Annotated in this window: 18 protein-coding genes; 12 read left to right on the top strand and 6 right to left on the bottom strand. The window is 69.3% G+C overall.

The window, feature by feature from the left end:
* Positions 1-122: 122 nt before the first annotated feature.
* Positions 123-968, top strand: coding sequence for an NmrA family NAD(P)-binding protein (locus ACQP2O_RS49395; RefSeq protein ID WP_433176768.1), 846 nt, complete (start codon positions 123-125; stop codon positions 966-968).
* A 12-nt stretch (positions 969-980) separates the two neighbouring features.
* Here ACQP2O_RS49395 and ACQP2O_RS49390 read toward each other — a convergent pair whose 3' ends face one another.
* Positions 981-1,796: an alpha/beta fold hydrolase gene (locus ACQP2O_RS49390; RefSeq protein ID WP_433176766.1), complete on the bottom strand. Its 816-nt coding sequence runs from the start codon at positions 1,794-1,796 to the stop codon at positions 981-983.
* A 193-nt stretch (positions 1,797-1,989) separates the two neighbouring features.
* Between ACQP2O_RS49390 and ACQP2O_RS49385 the strand changes: the two genes are divergently transcribed.
* On the top strand, positions 1,990-2,550 hold the full coding sequence (locus tag ACQP2O_RS49385) for an RNA polymerase sigma factor (protein WP_433176764.1): 561 nt from the start codon (positions 1,990-1,992) through the stop codon (positions 2,548-2,550).
* Between the two features lie 14 nt (positions 2,551-2,564).
* On the top strand, positions 2,565-3,737 hold the full coding sequence (locus tag ACQP2O_RS49380; protein ID WP_433176762.1) for a CU044_5270 family protein: 1,173 nt from the start codon (positions 2,565-2,567) through the stop codon (positions 3,735-3,737).
* Between the two features lie 106 nt (positions 3,738-3,843).
* Here ACQP2O_RS49380 and ACQP2O_RS49375 read toward each other — a convergent pair whose 3' ends face one another.
* Positions 3,844-4,734 carry an alpha/beta fold hydrolase gene (locus tag ACQP2O_RS49375; RefSeq protein WP_433176760.1) on the bottom strand — a complete coding sequence of 297 codons (891 nt, stop codon included), beginning with the start codon at positions 4,732-4,734 and terminating at the stop codon, positions 3,844-3,846.
* 64 nt (positions 4,735-4,798) lie between these two features.
* On the opposite strand from ACQP2O_RS49375, the gene ACQP2O_RS49370 reads away from it, so the two are divergent.
* Together ACQP2O_RS49370 and ACQP2O_RS49365 are read left to right on the top strand one after the other, a co-directional pair.
* Positions 4,799-5,332, top strand: coding sequence for a helix-turn-helix domain-containing protein (locus ACQP2O_RS49370; RefSeq protein WP_433176758.1), 534 nt, complete (start codon positions 4,799-4,801; stop codon positions 5,330-5,332).
* Between the two features lie 88 nt (positions 5,333-5,420).
* A complete protein-coding gene (locus tag ACQP2O_RS49365; protein WP_433176757.1) occupies positions 5,421-6,338 on the top strand; it encodes an LLM class flavin-dependent oxidoreductase in 918 nt (305 codons plus the stop codon).
* Between the two features lie 179 nt (positions 6,339-6,517).
* Here ACQP2O_RS49365 and ACQP2O_RS49360 read toward each other — a convergent pair whose 3' ends face one another.
* Complete coding sequence (locus ACQP2O_RS49360; protein ID WP_433176755.1) at positions 6,518-6,913, bottom strand: ATP-binding protein; 396 nt, start codon at positions 6,911-6,913, stop codon at positions 6,518-6,520.
* Positions 6,914-6,950: 37 nt separating this feature from the next.
* Here ACQP2O_RS49360 and ACQP2O_RS49355 point away from each other — a divergent pair, with 37 nt between their 5' ends.
* From ACQP2O_RS49355 to ACQP2O_RS49345, 3 genes are read left to right on the top strand one after another with little or no spacing between them, the layout of a single operon-like run.
* Positions 6,951-7,823, top strand: coding sequence for a helix-turn-helix domain-containing protein (locus ACQP2O_RS49355; RefSeq protein WP_433176753.1), 873 nt, complete (start codon positions 6,951-6,953; stop codon positions 7,821-7,823).
* Between the two features lie 2 nt (positions 7,824-7,825).
* A complete protein-coding gene (locus ACQP2O_RS49350) occupies positions 7,826-7,933 on the top strand; it encodes a DUF397 domain-containing protein (RefSeq protein ID WP_433176751.1) in 108 nt (35 codons plus the stop codon).
* Between the two features lie 44 nt (positions 7,934-7,977).
* Entirely contained in the window at positions 7,978-8,406 is a 429-nt protein-coding gene (locus tag ACQP2O_RS49345) for an HIT family protein (RefSeq protein ID WP_433176749.1), read from the top strand.
* 54 nt (positions 8,407-8,460) lie between these two features.
* Here ACQP2O_RS49345 and ACQP2O_RS49340 read toward each other — a convergent pair whose 3' ends face one another.
* Positions 8,461-8,838, bottom strand: a complete 378-nt coding sequence (locus ACQP2O_RS49340; protein WP_433176747.1) for a bleomycin resistance protein — start codon at positions 8,836-8,838, stop codon at positions 8,461-8,463.
* A gap of 220 nt (positions 8,839-9,058) precedes the next feature.
* On the bottom strand, positions 9,059-9,616 hold the full coding sequence (locus ACQP2O_RS49335) for a hypothetical protein (protein WP_433176745.1): 558 nt from the start codon (positions 9,614-9,616) through the stop codon (positions 9,059-9,061).
* A 265-nt stretch (positions 9,617-9,881) separates the two neighbouring features.
* Between ACQP2O_RS49335 and ACQP2O_RS49330 the strand changes: the two genes are divergently transcribed.
* Positions 9,882-11,594 (top strand): serine/threonine-protein kinase, encoded by a 1,713-nt coding sequence (locus tag ACQP2O_RS49330; protein WP_433176743.1) that lies wholly within the window; start codon positions 9,882-9,884, stop codon positions 11,592-11,594.
* A 46-nt stretch (positions 11,595-11,640) separates the two neighbouring features.
* Here the strand turns inward: ACQP2O_RS49330 and ACQP2O_RS49325 are convergent, their stop codons facing one another.
* Positions 11,641-12,822, bottom strand: coding sequence for an Ig-like domain-containing protein (locus tag ACQP2O_RS49325; protein WP_433176741.1), 1,182 nt, complete (start codon positions 12,820-12,822; stop codon positions 11,641-11,643).
* Positions 12,823-13,040: 218 nt separating this feature from the next.
* Between ACQP2O_RS49325 and ACQP2O_RS49320 the strand changes: the two genes are divergently transcribed.
* The 3 genes from ACQP2O_RS49320 to ACQP2O_RS49310 are packed head-to-tail and all read left to right on the top strand — an operon-like array spanning position 13,041 to position 15,032.
* A complete protein-coding gene (locus ACQP2O_RS49320) occupies positions 13,041-13,673 on the top strand; it encodes a histidine phosphatase family protein (protein ID WP_433176740.1) in 633 nt (210 codons plus the stop codon).
* A 55-nt stretch (positions 13,674-13,728) separates the two neighbouring features.
* Complete coding sequence (locus ACQP2O_RS49315; protein WP_433176738.1) at positions 13,729-14,304, top strand: TlpA family protein disulfide reductase; 576 nt, start codon at positions 13,729-13,731, stop codon at positions 14,302-14,304.
* Positions 14,301-15,032 (top strand): cytochrome c biogenesis CcdA family protein, encoded by a 732-nt coding sequence (locus ACQP2O_RS49310; protein ID WP_433176736.1) that lies wholly within the window; start codon positions 14,301-14,303, stop codon positions 15,030-15,032. Before ACQP2O_RS49315 ends, ACQP2O_RS49310 begins: the two co-directional genes overlap by 4 nt.
* Positions 15,033-15,055: the final 23 nt, after the last annotated feature.

Here is a 15,055-nt window from a genome sequence, read left to right as displayed (position 1 = left end):
ACAACATGTTCGCGTTTGCCCCGCCCGAATCCGCCGGTGAGGATGAGGCCACCGCGAATCCGGCCCTGGAAAGGGTCTGTTTCGCCGTGCCCGCATTCCGCTGCGTATTTCAGGGAGACGTCATGCCGATACTGGTCACCGGAGCGACCGGCACCGTCGGGAGCAGCCTCGTCCGTCAGCTCGTGGCCGCGGGTCACGAGGTACGGGCCGTGACCCGGGACCCCGGCTCCCGCGCGGCGGCCGCCCTGCCCGCGCGGGCCGAGGTGGTCGCCGGCGACTTCGGCCGGCCCGAGACCCTCGTCCAAGCCCTGCGCGGGGTCGACCGGATGCACCTCGTCGCCATCGGCGAGTCGCTGACCACCGGGCGACGGATCCTCGACCTGGCGAAGGAGGCCGGCGTACGCCGTGTGGTGCACCTCGGCCACAACGACCCCAGCCGCGACGACGACGATCCCATCGAGTCGGACCATCGCGCCCTGCACAAGGAGATCGAGAGCTCCGGCCTGGAATGGACGCACATCTTCCCGGGCGAGTTCATGGCCAACACCCGGGAGTGGGCCGCGTCGATCAGGACGGAGAGCGCTGTCCGGGCGCCGTTCGGCGACTGGACCAGCGCGATGGTCCACGAGGCCGACGTCGCCGCGGTCGCCCTGGCCGCCCTGCTCGACGAGGGCCACGCGGGGAAGACCTACGTCCCGACCGGCCCGGAGCCGGTACGACGCCGCGACGCCGTACGGCTGATCGGCGAGGCCATCGGCCGGGAGGTCCGCTTCATCGAGCTCACCCCCGACGAGGCCCGCGAACACTGGAAGGACCAGTATCCGCGGCAGGTCATCGAATGGTTCCTGGAGATGGGCCGGTACCTCGACGGCAACGCCTGGGTCTCGCCCACGGTCGAGGAGGTCACCGGCCGCCCCGGCCGCACGTTCGCCCAGTGGGCGCTCGACCACGCCGCCGACTTCCGCTGATGCGGGGCGTCGTCAGCCCTTGATGAAGTCGAGCAGGTCGGCGTTGAGCTCGTCCTGGTGGCTGACGAAGATGCCGTGTCCGGCGGTGGGGTACTCCTTGTACACCGCGCCCGGGATGAGCTCGGCGGTGCGGCGGCCGGTCACGTCCACCGGTGCGGAGAAGTCCGCGGCGCCGTGGACGACCAGGGTGGGGACGGTGATGTCCCGCAGTCCAGCGCGGTGGTCGAAGTGGAACAACGCGTGCTGGAACTTCAGCACGGCCCACGGCGAGGTGGCCTCGCACTCCCGGATCATCCAGTCGATGACGGCGGGGGACACGGCCGGGCCCAGGTGGGTGGCGAAGAAGACCTGCGCCTGGTCGGAGAGCCACTTGGGCCGGTCGGCGCGGATCTTGGCGTCCATGGCGTCGAACAGAGCCTCCGGGATGCCGGTCGGGTTGTCGTCGGTCAGCTTCATGAAGGGCAGCATCGCGGAGATGAACACCGCGCGGTCGACGCGCTCTTCGCCGTGGCGGGCGAGGTAACGCGCCACCTCCGCGCCGCCCAGCGAGTGACCGACGAGGATGACGTCCCGCAGGTCGAGGTGCTCGATCAGCGCGGCCAGGTCGTCGGCGGTGGTGTCCAGGTCGTATCCGCCGGAGGGGCGGTCCGAACGGCCGTGGCCACGCCGGTCCAGGGCGATGCACCGGTAACCCCGTTCGGCGAAGAAGGGGATCTGGTACTCCCACATGTCGGTGCTGAGCATGCAGCTGGCGACGAAGACGATCGGCCGGCCCTGTCCGTAGTCCTCGTAGGCCAGGCGGGTCCCGTCGGCGGTCTCGAAGAACATTGGTGTCTCCTTCTCGTGGATCTCACATTCCCTGACGTCGTGAAGCGTCTCAGCCGAGAGGGAGCCGGGTCGATTACGTCCTAGGTAACGGCCGCGCCTACCGTCGATCTTCTCCGGAATGATCGGTAAACGCCGGACGGGCCGTCGGAAGTACTGGTGAAAGGTCACCGACTCAACGAAGGGCAGGGATTCCATGGAGGACTCCGAGGATTCCCGGAGACGCTTCACCGAGCTCTACGACGAGAACTACCGGCGCGTGCTCGGCTACGTGATCACCCGTACCGATCCGCACATGGCCGAGGACATCGTCAGCGAGACGTTCGTCGTCGCGTGGCGCCGCCTGGACCACATCCGGGAGCCGGCGCTGCCCTGGCTCATCGGCGTGGCCCGCAACCTGCTGCTCAAGCAGCGGGAAAGCGGCTTCCGGAAACGCGCGCTGGTCGATCGGGTCGCCGCGATGACCACGAATGACGACCTCGTCGCGTGGGACGTCGCGGACCACGTCGTCGAGCGGGACAGCGCCCTGGCGGCCATCGCCGGGATGTCCGAGAACGACCTCGAGGTGCTCTCGCTCGTCATGTGGCACGGCCTCGCCCCGCGCGATGCCGCCAAGGTCGTCGGCTGCTCGAGCGCGGCGTTCTTCGTCCGCCTGCACCGTGCCCGCCGTCGTCTCGCCAAGGCGATCGAGAACGCCCCCGCCTCCCGACCGCGCCGCCACGCCGCCTCCCGCGTCGCCGACAAGGCCACCCGATGAACCCTGGAGTTCAGATGAACGACAACGCCGACGACATGTTCCGTACGCTCAAGCCCACCGGCCTGGACACCATGGTCGCCGAGGCGCACGCCCGCCGCCGCGAGCAGGACCTCGCCGCGGCATGGGACGGCAGCGGGTCCGACCGTGCCGTTTCCGTGCCGGCCGCGCGGCGCCGGATGCCGCGCGTGCTGGTGGCCGGTCTGGCCGCCGGCGCGGTCGCCGCCACCGCGGCGGGCGTCATTGTGGCCACCGACGGTTCGCGAGGCACCGGAGGAGGCCGACCGGCCCCATCGGGGACCGTACGCGTGGACGCGCGCGCCGTGCTGCTGGCCAGTGCCGAGAGCGTCGCCAAGGCACCCGCGACCACCGGGGCCTACTGGTACACCCGCGAGCGCGAGACCTCACTCGTCAGTCCCGCGACGCCCGAGGAGAAGAAGGCGTTCACCAAGAAGTTCGGCGATAAGAAGCCAGGGCGCCGAGTGCCCTCCTTCCCCCTGAGCGCGTCCGTGAGCAAGACGCAGGACACCTGGTCCGGCCGCAACCGCCACGACCGTACGATCGTCGGCATCGACCCCAAGATCACCTTCTCCACGCCGGCCGATGAGGCCAAGTGGAAGAGGATGAGCCTCCGGGAGAGGCAGCAGTGGGACCTGGACACGAGCGCGAAGCCACAGGTCAACAACTACGACTTCGCGAGCCTGCGGCTCTCTCTCACCCAGAGGGACAAGACGGTCGAGGCGTTGGCGAAGCTGCCGTCCGACCCGGCGGCCCTTGAGAGGGTGATGCGCACCTGGTTCAAGCACGAGAATCAGCTGGCGCAACAGCACGACGGCGAGCCGATGGGCGGTGACTTCTCCCAGTACGTCTTCGGCGAGGCGCAGGACCTGCTGGCCGGGCCGCTGACGCCGGGCGCGAAGGCCGCGCTGTACCGGTTGCTCGCCAAGCAGCCGGGCATCGGCTACCTCGGCACGGCCGCAGATCCGATGGGGCGCAAAGGCGCGGTCCTGGCGCTGGGCAGCGGCGGCGATACCGTCCAGCAGGCCAAGAGCGGCGGGGAGATCCGTCTGATCGTCGACCCGAGCACGGGGCGGCTCCTCGCTCAGGAGTCCGGGGACCGCAAGGCTCCTTCCCTGACCATGACGTACGAGTCGATGGGCTGGGTGAACAGCCTCGGCGCCCGTCCCTGACCGAACCACGGTTCGCCCGGTACCTCGCTCGGCGAGGTCCCGGGCGAGTCGTCGTTCCCGCGGCGGCGCTCTGAGGCCGGCCCGCGCGTCGCCGGGACCGGGGCGGTCAGCTCTTCGCGGCGCGGAGGACGTCGGCGATGGCGCCGAGCACGACATCGGGGCGCTCCTCGTGCATCCAGCCGTGCCCGGCGTCGTCGAGGACGCGATGCTCGCCGCGGGGGACCGAGGCGACCAGCTCCGCGTGGATGGTGCGCTTCATCTCGTTGATCTCGCGCAGGAGGTCCCCGGGCCACAGGTGGGCCTGCGTCGGGTCGTGGCCCATGGCGGTGAGCACGATCAAAGGGATGTCGGGTAGGGCGGGCGCGCGGCGCAGCTCGTCGGCGACCTCGGTGTAGAGGTTCTTGTCCTCGTTCCACGCGGTGCGCCACGCGGTGAGGTGGTTTTCGACGAGCGCGTCCCGTACGGAGTCGGGCCAGGCCGCGAAGTGCTGGGCGAGCGCCTCCCGGGAGCTCTGGATCTGCTCCTCGGTCGGCTCCGGCAGGTCCTGGCTCTTCATCTTCTCCAGCATCTCCGGCACCTGCTTCGGCGCGCGGACGAGGAAGTCCTCATGCGTCGGGTCCAGCAGGAGCAGCCCGGCCACCTCGCCGGGGAACCGCTGCGCGTAGTGGCGTGCGTAGGCGCCGCCGAGAGAGTGGCCGACCAGCACGTACGGGGCGGGGATCCCGGCGGCGGGCAGCAGGGCGTGGAGTTCGTCGGTGACGGCGGCGGCCGTACGGGGCAGGGCGACCGGATCGCTCCAGCCGGTGCCCGCCCGGTCGTAGAGCACGCTCGTGGTCAGTTCGGCGACGCGGTCGTGCGTGTTGACGTAGTCCAGGCCGACGAGACCGGCTCCGGGCAGGAAGACCACGGCCGGTCCGCCGGTGCCGGAGCGGTGCAGCATCAGCCGCCGGTCGCCGACGTCGTACAGGCGGCCCAGTGGGGGCTGGGTCTCGGTCATGCGCCACTCCTCGGGTCAACGTTCTCAACTTTGCGAACGGTATCAGATGTGAGATCGTAGAGCCATGGACACCGTGGACCTGCTTCTCCACCCGGTGCGGCTCCGCGTCGTGCACGCGATGTCCGGCGGGCGGGCGCTCACCACCGCCCAGCTGTGCGAGCTGCTGCCCGACGTCTCGAAGGCCACCGTCTACCGGCACGTCGGCCTGCTGGCCGAGGGAGGCCTCCTCGAGGTCGACGGCGAGCAGCGGGTTCGGGGCGCCGTCGAACGCCGGTACCGGCTGCGCCGGGAGCGAGCGGTCATCGACGCCGAGACGGCCGCGTCCACGTCACGGGAGGACCATCGCCGCGTGTTCGCCGTGGCCATGGCCACCCTGCTGGCCGAGTTCAACGCCTACCTCGACCGCGACGACGCCGACCCGGCCGCCGACCTCGTCGGCTACCGGCAGCACGCCATCTGGCTCAGCCCGGAGGAGCGCGCCGAGATGATCGGCGAGCTGCGTGACGTGATCGTCTCCCGGATGCGGAACGAGCCCTCGCCGGACCGCACCCGCCACCTCCTCAGCCCGATCCTCTTCCCCGCCGAGAGCCCGAGCTGACCCGGTGACCAGGGGAGGGAGGCCGTTGGTCCGCGCCACCGTACGGGGGCGACCGGGTCGGCCGGGACCGCCGGAGTAGTGTCGGAGGGTGCGCTTCGCGATCTCCATTCCACAGGCCTTCGGTGACGGCGACTTCGAACCCGGCGCGTTCCGGGACTTTCTGGCGCGAGCGGAGCAGGTCGGCTTCGACAGCGCGTGGACCCAGGAACAGGTCCTCGGCTCGGCGCCCCGCTTCAGCCCGATCGAGACGATGACGTACGCGGCCGCCTGCACCGAACGCCTCCGGCTCGGCTGCGCGGTGTTCGTCAGCACTCTCCACAACCCGCTGCACCTGGCCAAGAGCCTCAGCACGCTCGACCAGCTGAGCCAAGGTCGGCTGGAGGCCGGCGTCGGCATGGGCGGGCAGCGGGACTTCGCGGCGTTCGGCATCGACCCGGACGGCCTCGTCACCCGCTTCACCGAGGGCGTCCGGCTGATGAAGGCCTGCTGGACCGACGAGAAGATCACCTTCGATGGGCGGTTCTGGCAGGTCGACGGCGCCGGCATGGAGCCGAAGCCCGTCCAGAAGCCGCACCCGCCGCTGTGGTTCGGCGGCAGCCACCCCAACGCGCTGCGCCGCGCGGTCCGGTACGGCGACGGCTTCTTCGGCGCGGGCTCCCAGACGACCGAGCGCTTCGCCGAGCAGGTCCGCGTCGTGCGCGAGGCCCTCGCGGAGGCGGACCCTCACCCGAACGGCTTCCGCATCGCCAAACGCGTCTACGTGGCGGTCGACGAAGACACCGGCCGTGCCCACAAGCGCGTCACCGACGCCCTGAACCGCATGTACGGCCGGTCGGGCGGCGAGGAGTTGACCCCCGTCGCCGTGTACGGTCCGCCGGAGGAGTGCGTGCACGGGCTCCGCCAGGTCGCCGACGCGGGCGCCGAGATGATCCTCTTCACCCCGCTCTTCGACGACGCCGAGCAGCTGGAGCGCCTCGCCGCCGAGGTCATGCCCCACCTGCCCTGACGCTCCGAAAGCTCGGTAAAAGCGGTCGGCGCGCAGCCTCGTTCCTTTTCGCGACGCAGCGGACGGCCGGTCACCGGGCATTGTGTGGGCCACGGCGGGCACCGGTCCCTCAATCCGCGCTCGCCGTGGCCCTCGCCGGACGATCGGCTTCGGGGGAAGACCCGATCGTCCGGGGCTCTTCAACCGCCGCAGCGGGCCCAGATCGTCTTGCCGTCGCTCTCCGCCCGCCAGCCCCATTCCGTGGCGAACGCCTGCACGATGAACAGCCCGCGGCCGCCCTCCTCGTCCGGGTCCGCGTCGCGCAGCACCGGCTCGCCGTCGCAGTAATCCCGCACCTCGACCAGTACGGTCCGCTCGCCCGGCCGGCTGATCGTGAGCTCGAAGACGGCGCCGAGCCGGGCGGCGTTGGACACGAGCTCCGTCGTGACGAGATGCACGTCGCCCAGTAGTTCCGGCAGCGCCCAGTCCTGCAGCCGCCGCTCGACCGCCAGCCTGGCCACCTTCGCGGAGCCCGGATGCGGTCCCAGCTTGAGGGAGTACGAGTCGGCGATCATCGCCCTGCCCATCGTGTCCATCGCGGGATTTTCGAATCGCGTCTCACTCTGTTGTCATATGACTACTCTCGGCAATGGAAGGGACTCGACAATCCCCGACAGCTTCGGCCCGGAGGGCGACATGGGATATCGGCGCGAGGTGGACCCGACCGCTTCGGTGGCGGCGCTCTACGCGTACAAGCTGCGGAAGTATCGCGACGCCAACGGCTGGACGCAGGACTCTCTGGCCGACCGCGTCGGCTGCACCGGCGACCTCATCTCAAAGATCGAAACCGCGAAGCGCTCCGCAACGACGGCGATGTCCGAGAACTTCGACCGGCTTTTCGCTCTCGACGGGTACTTCGCCGAACTCCAACCCCACGCCGCCCGAGAACTCGCCCTCGGTTGGTTCCGTCCGTTCCTGGAAGCGGAGAGCACCGCATCATCGATGCACATCTTCGAGCCGACGGTGATCACCGGTCTGCTCCAGAACGAGGACTACGCCCGTGCCATGCTCACCGCCGGCAACCACTCCGACAAGATCGAGCAACTCGTCGCCACCCGTATGGAACGCCAGCAGATCCTCCGCCGCGATGAACCTCCTTGGCTCGTACTCCTGCTGGCCGAGTACGCCATCCGCCGCAAGATCGGCGGTCCTGAGGTGATGCGCGCCCAACTCCAACGCCTCCTCGACGTTATGCAAGAGCCGAACGTCACCATTCAGATCCTCCCGGAGGAGGCGCCGATTTATCTGAATGGGTCATTCACGCTTCTGAGCTGTGACGGAAGAAGGGATGTCGCCTATGCCGAGACCCCGATCGGCCACGGCGACCTTATCGACCAGCCTCGGCTCGTCAACGCGCTTAAAGTACAGTTTGATCTGATTCGTGCTGCAGCGCTTCCAGCTACAGACTCGGAGAAGCTCATCCGCACCATCATGGAGAGTGTGTGAGCATGACAGATCTTTCATCCGTCCAGTGGCGTACGAGCACCTGTTCCGATCAGCAGGGCGGCCAGTGCGTTGAGGTCGCCGTCGTCGAGGGAGCTCGCGTCACCGCGTGACCACCTCAACGGATTCATGTCTCTCGTGTGACCTGATCTCTGGGGTGCGGCCGTTGCCGGGCGGGCGTCTTCACGAGAGTTCGGGCTGGGTCGTGGAGCACTGCGTCGGGCCGCTCGGCGTCGGCACCCTCGTGGTCGTACCGCTCCGCCACGTCGTGCATGTGGCCGACCTGAACGAGGCCGAGAGCGCTGCGCTCGGCCCGCTGTTGCAGCGGACGGCGGCGGCTGTCACCGAGGTGGTCCGGCCGGAGCAGGTCTACGTCTGCCTGTGGTCACACGCGGGTGGGATACCCGGCCACATCCACTTCGTCGTCCAGCCGATCACCAAGGCCGACATGACGCGCTTCAACGCAGGCGGGCCGGAGTTGCAGACCGCGATGTTCCGCGCCGGCGAACTTCCGGACGAGTCGGAGGTCGAGGCCGTCTGCGTGCGCCTCCGAGATGCCCTCGTCGACCGGGACCGCATCGAGTGAGACGGCCAGTGCGTTGAGGTCGCCGTTGTCGAGGTGGTGCGTGTCGTCGTCTGATCAGGCTTGGTCGGGGAGCCGTGAGCCGACGCGGTGCAGTGTTCCCTCGGGATCGATGTAGGTGAACTCTCGGAGCCCGTACGACGCGTCGAACGGCTCACCGAAGCGACCTGGGACGCCGGCTGCGGCCCATTCGGCGTACACGGCGTCGGCGTCTGAGACGTACAGGTAGACGACCGCGGCGGTGCGTGTGGGATCGTGCTCGCTCCATTCGGTGAGATGGAGGGAGACGGCTCCCCGATTGGCGAATCCGTAGCCGGGATCCTCGTCGGCTCGGTCCACCGAGAACCCCAGGCGGCTGTAGCGGTCCAGGGCGGCGGCCAGATCCCGTACCGGAATCACGGGCTCCACTTTGTCGAATCGGACGTCACTGTCCATCGTCTCTCCTGTCGCTTGATGCCTGATCGAGCCAGGGCAGACGGTACGCGGCGGTCCCGACAGTCGAGCGGCTTAGATCATGATCAATCAGGCCACACTCGACCGCGGATTCTGTTACGTCAATGCAGGTCAGAGCCAACTCTGTAGGGTGTCGAAGGTGCTCACCCGCCGGCGGCTGTTGGGTCACCGAGTCGGTCGGCAGCCGACCCGGCCGACCCCATCAGGAGTCCGGCCAGATGCGGCGTTTGGCGGGGATGGCCATGAGGTCGCCGACGACGAACTCCTGTCGCGGTCCCTGCCAGGCGTAGGGCATGAACACCGCGAGTGCGCAGCCCGCCTGGTGTTCGACCTCCATGGCGACGGCGTCGACGGTGCCCGGCGGGGGCTCCGAGACGCCGTTCCGCCAGTCGGTGGACCTGCGGATCTGCACGTTGCCGGGGGTCGTGTCGCCCGGCGACGGCTCCTTCATCCGCACGTAGTAGGCGAGCGTGGCGCAGCGCAGTTCGGCCGCTCGCGTGCGGTAGTCGTCGGCGAGGTGATGCAGCGTGGCGGCGGTGGCGGTCTCGTCGTACGCGTAGTCGACCTCGTACTGCGCGGCCGTCCGGAGGACCCCGTCGGCGTCCATGACCAGCCCGAACGGGTAGAGCATCCGGCCGCCCGGCTCTGGACGGAGGTTGTTCTCGGCGCCTTCGAGAACGGCCGCGAGGCAGGCGTCCATGTCCCCTCGGGCCCGGCGGGGTACGGAGCCGTCCATGAGCATGAGGGTCAGCGTCTGCATGGGATGGGGATACGTGGGTGCGATTTCGCCTGCGGCTCGCCAGGAGGACACGGCCAGAGATCCTACCGACCGTGATGCGTCCGATACGACGGCTTCCCGGAAGCGTGTCCGGTGAATACGGGAAAGCGCCGTTCTCGGCCTTCACGTGGCGGATGGGCCGTCGCGGCGCCGGCGCGACGTGTGTGATCGGTTGTTGCTCTAACGGAAGACACAACCGTGCGTTAAGGTGCAGACTCCCTGTGTTGATCATCTGGAGTAGCTCTCCATGCCGGAAACCGAGCCGCTGCGCTCTGAGGATCCGTCCGCCGTGGGGCCTTACCGGCTGATCGGGCGGCTCGGAATGGGCGGCCAAGGAGTCGTCTATCTCGCGTCCGGGCCCGACGGGACGAACGTCGCGGTGAAGCTGCTGCGCGAGGAGCTCGCCGCCGACCCCCGCGTCCGTGAACGCTTCATGAAGGAGATCGCCGCCGCCCGCCGGGTCGATCCGTTCTGCATCGCGCAGGTCCTCGACGCCTCCATGGAGGGATCGCGGCCGTACGTGGTCACCGAGTACGTCGACGGTCCCTCGCTGCAGCAGTCGGGACCGCGGGAGAGTACGGCGGCCCTCCAGCGGCTCGCCGTCGCCACCGCCACGGCGCTCACGGCCATCCACGACGCGGGAATCGTGCATCGTGATCTCAAGCCGTCCAATGTGCTGCTCGGCCCGGATGGGCCGCGGGTCATCGACTTCGGGATAGCCCGCGATACCGAGGCCCCCCTCACGCTCACCAGCACCATCATGGGCACGCCGGCGTACATGGCTCCCGAGCAGTTCGAGGGGCAGTCCGTCGGCGCGCCCGCCGACGTGTTCGCCTGGGGATCGGTGATGGCCTTCGCGGCCACCGGGCGGCCGCCGTTCGGCGCGGACTCATTCCCGGCGATCATGAATCGGGTCCTCCAGAGCGAACCCGACCTCGGTGATCTCCCGGAGCCGCTGCGCTCTCTGGTGGTGGCCTGCCTGGCCAAGGACCCCTCTCGCAGGCCGACCATGCAGGATGTCATGTTGCGCCTGGTCAGCGCCCGTTCGGCGGCGACCGGACTACAGCCGGCGGGCGCCACCCCGCCGCCGCCTGGACCGCAGCAGACGCCCGCCGCCCCACCGCCGCCTGGACCGCAGCCACCTCACGCCCCGCCTCAGCCGCCGGTCACCGTTCCGCAGGCTCTCCCGGCATCGCCCCAGCCGCCGCCTGGACCGCACCAGACGCCCGCCGCCCCACCGCCTCCTGGCCTCCAGACACCGGCCGCCCCACCGCCCCCTGGCTTCCAGCCGCCGACCGGCCCTCCGATGCCGGGGAGCGCCCCGAACGGGCGGCGGTCCGATCCCGCGCGGCGCCGTCTCATCGTGCTGACCGGGGCGGGAGCGGCGGCCGTGCTGGCGGCCGTCGTCGCTGCGGGGGCGATCCTCTGGCCGGGCATGTCGGAGGCGGAGGATCCCGGGAAGGGCTCCGGCGGTGGAAAGGGAGAGGCCGCGCGCGGAATCGGCGAGGAAACGCGGAACCCGACCGCATCGGGCGGCCCGACGAACGGTGTCAGCGGGAAGCCGTCGGTCGACCCCTCATCACCGAGCTCGACGAACACGCCCGGCGGCCCCTCGCCCAAGCCGAGTGCCGGCAAGACCCACGCGAAGACCCGGTCGGCGCAGCCGACCACGACCAGGTCGAGCACAAGCGGCGGTGGCGGTGGCGGCCGTCCCGGGCTCGTGCTCACGGTGATCGGCACCAAGCACGGGAGCTGCTACACCAAGGGTGGCTACGAGTATCAGATCAACTATCCCAACGCCAAGCACCAGGTCGTCGTCGACGGCAGCCTCACCGACGCCAACAGCGACAGATATTCAAAGGCCGGCCCCGCGACCTTCTGGGGCTCCGGAAACCACGTCGTCAAGGTCTACATGGACGACCCCAACGTCATGAAGAGCGTCTCGTTCACGATGTGCTGACCACGGGCCGCGGGCACCGCCCCGTACGGTGCCACCCTCTGGCCGATCAGCGCTGGAGGTCGCCGTCCTTCACCCAGGCGTCCCAGGAGTAGTTCCAGAACTTCCAGTCGCTGTCGTACGGCTCGTCGACGAACTTTTTGTCCGTGCCGGTGACATCGACGACGTCGCCGCGCTGCGCGATGCCGAAGAAGTATCGCGCGCCGGTCGGTGAGGTGCGGACGCAGCCGTGGCTGGCGTTGCGGACGCCGAGGGCGTCGTACTCCTCGCCGGCCTGGTGGATGTACTCGCCGCCGTCGGAGATTCGGACCGCCAGGTGGATGACTTCCTTGTAGTACTCCGGGTCGCCGGGCTGGTGTCCCGGCGACACCATCGTCACCGGGTCCTCCTTCTCCTTGGTCAGGTGGATGCCGCTGGTGGTGGTGTACTCCGCTGTGGTGGCCTTGCCCATGCTGATCGGGAAGGTCTTCACGACGCCGTCATGGTTCACCTTCATGTGGTGCGTCTTACCGTCCGCCACGGTGATGTTCGACGCCCCGATGGAAAAGCGCTTGGTCACATCGGTCGTGCCGTACACGCCCTTGGCGGCACGTACGCCGGCCAGGTGTGCGGTGAAGACGACCTTCTGATGTGGCTGCCAGTAGTGGTGAGTGCGGTAGACGACCTGCCGGTCCGACATCCAGTGCCAGGCACCCTCGTCCGCCTTGTCCGACTTCACCTCAAGCGACTGCTTCACCTGGTCCTTGTTGGCGACCGGGCCGTCGAACGTCACAATGATCGGCATTCCGACGCCGACCTTCTCCCCGGGCTGCGGGGTGACGTCGGAGATGGCGATCTTGTGGCCCGCCGGGGCGGTGTGGAACCGGCTCATGACCGCGGTCTCGTGGCCCTTGGAGTTCTTGGCCGTGACCTTCACCTGGTACCAAACTCCCGGCTTGAGCGTCCAGGTGGTCTTCCATGATGTGTTGCCGGTGCTGAACGCGCCTGGCGCCGTGACGCCATCCTGCCGCACGTCCACCTGTTCCAGATGCCCGTTGGAGACGGAGACCGCGACACCGTTGTCAGGCCGGGCCGTCTGTGCACCGTCCCCAGGGGTGATCTTGATCGTTGCGTCCGCCGCGACCGATTCCGCCTTCTGGCCACCACCGGAGCAAGCCGTCATCGCGGCGACTGTCGCGGCGGCGAGGGCCAGCCCGGCGACCAGCCGCCGATTCCTCATGTCGATCTTCACTCTCTATAAGATGCGGATAAGGCGAAGATGTTCGCGGGACGTCTTCAAGCATCTCGGAGACAGGGCCGAACGCCGGCATTCCCCACGGCGTGTCCACAAAGGCCCTCAGCGCTCCCGATGCGGGCAGCAGTCGATGAAGGCCACGTCGGACGCGGGTTCGGCGACTCGCTGGTGGGGTCGGCGGCGCTGCTCTCGGGGGCCGGTAGTGTGGGAGCGCTATGAAGACGATCGTTCATCTGCTGCGCCACGGTGAGGTGCACAACCCCGAGGGTGTCCTCTACGGGCGGCTGCCGGGCTACCACCTCAGCGACGACGGCCGGCTGATGGCGAAGGCGGCGGCCAAGTGGTTCGAGGGGCGTGACATCACGGCGCTCGTGTCCTCTCCGATGGAGCGCGCCCAGGACACCGCCGAGCCGATCGCCGAGACGCTCGGGCTCGAGGTGGGCATCGACGAGCGGCTGATCGAGGCCGCCAACCACTTCGAGGGCCGCACGTTCGGCGTGGGCGACGGTTCGCTGCGCCGGCCGGAGCACTGGCCGTTCCTCTGGAACCCGTTCCGGCCCTCCTGGGGCGAGCCGTACGCGGAGATCGCCCGGCGGATGCTGGCGGCCATGGCCGACGCGCGCGACGCCGCGCGCGGGCACGAGGCGGTGTGCGTGAGCCACCAGCTGCCGATCTGGGTGACGCGCCGGAAGGTCGAGGGCCGCCGGATGTGGCACCACCCGGGGCACCGCCAGTGCGCGCTGGCCAGCGTGACCAGCTTCACCTACGACGACGATCGCATCGTCAAGGTCGACTACGCGGAGCCGGCGGGCGAGCTGTCCCGCCGCCCCAGTGTGCCCGGCGCCTGAGCCCTCCTGCACAATAGAAACGAGTACTACGCCCTGTAGTAGTAGGAGTGTGCCCGTGACCCCCCGTGCCCTGACCCTTCCGGCAGTGATCCTGCTCGGTGCCGGCGTGCTCGCCGGATGCGCGGGCACCGGATCGGGGCAGAACGGCACCGGCTCCGACTCGCGGTACGTCGCCGGTGACAACTCCAGCCAGATCCTCAAGAGCCGTAAGCCCGCGCCGCAGGTGAAGGGCACCACGCTCGACGGCAAGCCCTTCGACCTCGCGCAGTTCGGCGGCAAGGTCGTCGTCGTCAACTTCTGGGCCTCCTGGTGCGCGCCGTGCCGCGCCGAGGCGCCGACGATGGAGCAGATCTACGAGAAGAACAAGGCCTCGGGCGTGCAGTTCGTCGGCGTGGACATCAAGGACGGCAAGGACAACGCCCAGGCGTTCATCCGCAGCTTCAAGATCACGTACCCGAGCCTGTACGACCAGGCCGGGCAGATCGCGCTCGCCTTCCGCGACATCCCGCCGAACGCCGTGCCCTCCACGCTGATCATCGACCGGCAGGGCAAGGTGGCGGTCCGCGTCATCGGCAGCGTGCCCTACTCCCGCCTCCAGGACCTCGTCACCAAGGTCGCCGCCGAGAAATGAGCACCATCACCAGCGGCTCGCTCGTCATGGCGTTCCCGGTCGCGGCGGCGGCCGGGCTGGTGTCGTTCCTGTCGCCGTGCGTGCTGCCGCTCGTGCCGGGCTACCTGTCGTACGTCACCGGCATGAGCGGCACGGACCTCGCGGAGCGGAAGCGCGGGCGGCTGCTGCTCGGGGTGGCGCTGTTCGTCCTCGGGTTCACGGTCGTGTTCGTCAGCGCCGGGCTGGCGTTCGGCGGGTTCGGCGCGCTGCTGCAACGCCACGCCGTGGTGATCACCAAGGTGCTGGGCGCCGTCACGATCGTGCTCGGCCTGGCGTTCATGGGCTTCATCCCCGGGCTGCAGCGGACGGTCAAGTCGAGCCGGCTGCCCGCCGCCGGGATCGCCGGGGCGCCGTTGCTGGGCGCGCTGTTCGGCCTGGGCTGGACGCCGTGCATCGGCCCGACCCTGGCGGCCGTGCAGGCGATGGCCTACACCGAGGCGAGCGCGACGCGTGGTGCGCTGCTGTCCTTCGCCTACTGCCTGGGCCTGGGCGTGCCGTTCCTGCTCACCGCCGTCGCGTACCGTAGGGCACTGGGCGCGTTCGGCTGGGTGAAGCGCCACTACCAGGCCGTGACGCGGATCGGCGGCGGCCTCCTCGTCGCGATCGGGGTCCTCCTGGTGACCGGGCTGTGGACCGACCTGACGATCCAACTGCAAGGCTGGGTGTCCGGCTTCAAGACGGTGATCTGATGTTGTTCGACAAGGGGGCCCGC

This window comes from Actinoallomurus sp. CA-150999, from assembly GCF_050942425.1.
In the GTDB taxonomy this organism is placed as follows: Bacteria; Actinomycetota; Actinomycetes; order Streptosporangiales; family Streptosporangiaceae; genus Actinoallomurus.
Note: the sequence above shows the minus strand (reverse complement) of the source record. Positions and strands in the feature narration are given on the sequence as shown.

Excerpts from the sequence above, each read along its gene's own strand:
- ACQP2O_RS49395 (WP_433176768.1), top strand. The coding sequence starts at position 123 with ATGCCGATACTGGTCACCGGAGCGACCGGCACCGTCGGGAGCAGCCTC.
- ACQP2O_RS49390 (WP_433176766.1), bottom strand. The coding sequence starts at position 1,796 with ATGTTCTTCGAGACCGCCGACGGGACCCGCCTGGCCTACGAGGACTAC.
- ACQP2O_RS49385 (WP_433176764.1), top strand. The coding sequence starts at position 1,990 with ATGGAGGACTCCGAGGATTCCCGGAGACGCTTCACCGAGCTCTACGAC.
- ACQP2O_RS49380 (WP_433176762.1), top strand. The coding sequence starts at position 2,565 with ATGAACGACAACGCCGACGACATGTTCCGTACGCTCAAGCCCACCGGC.
- ACQP2O_RS49375 (WP_433176760.1), bottom strand. The coding sequence starts at position 4,734 with ATGACCGAGACCCAGCCCCCACTGGGCCGCCTGTACGACGTCGGCGAC.
- ACQP2O_RS49370 (WP_433176758.1), top strand. The coding sequence starts at position 4,799 with ATGGACACCGTGGACCTGCTTCTCCACCCGGTGCGGCTCCGCGTCGTG.
- ACQP2O_RS49360 (WP_433176755.1), bottom strand. The coding sequence starts at position 6,913 with ATGGACACGATGGGCAGGGCGATGATCGCCGACTCGTACTCCCTCAAG.
- ACQP2O_RS49355 (WP_433176753.1), top strand. The coding sequence starts at position 6,951 with ATGACTACTCTCGGCAATGGAAGGGACTCGACAATCCCCGACAGCTTC.
- ACQP2O_RS49350 (WP_433176751.1), top strand. The coding sequence starts at position 7,826 with ATGACAGATCTTTCATCCGTCCAGTGGCGTACGAGCACCTGTTCCGAT.
- ACQP2O_RS49340 (WP_433176747.1), bottom strand. The coding sequence starts at position 8,838 with ATGGACAGTGACGTCCGATTCGACAAAGTGGAGCCCGTGATTCCGGTA.
- ACQP2O_RS49335 (WP_433176745.1), bottom strand. The coding sequence starts at position 9,616 with ATGCAGACGCTGACCCTCATGCTCATGGACGGCTCCGTACCCCGCCGG.
- ACQP2O_RS49330 (WP_433176743.1), top strand. The coding sequence starts at position 9,882 with ATGCCGGAAACCGAGCCGCTGCGCTCTGAGGATCCGTCCGCCGTGGGG.
- ACQP2O_RS49320 (WP_433176740.1), top strand. The coding sequence starts at position 13,041 with ATGAAGACGATCGTTCATCTGCTGCGCCACGGTGAGGTGCACAACCCC.
- ACQP2O_RS49310 (WP_433176736.1), top strand. The coding sequence starts at position 14,301 with ATGAGCACCATCACCAGCGGCTCGCTCGTCATGGCGTTCCCGGTCGCG.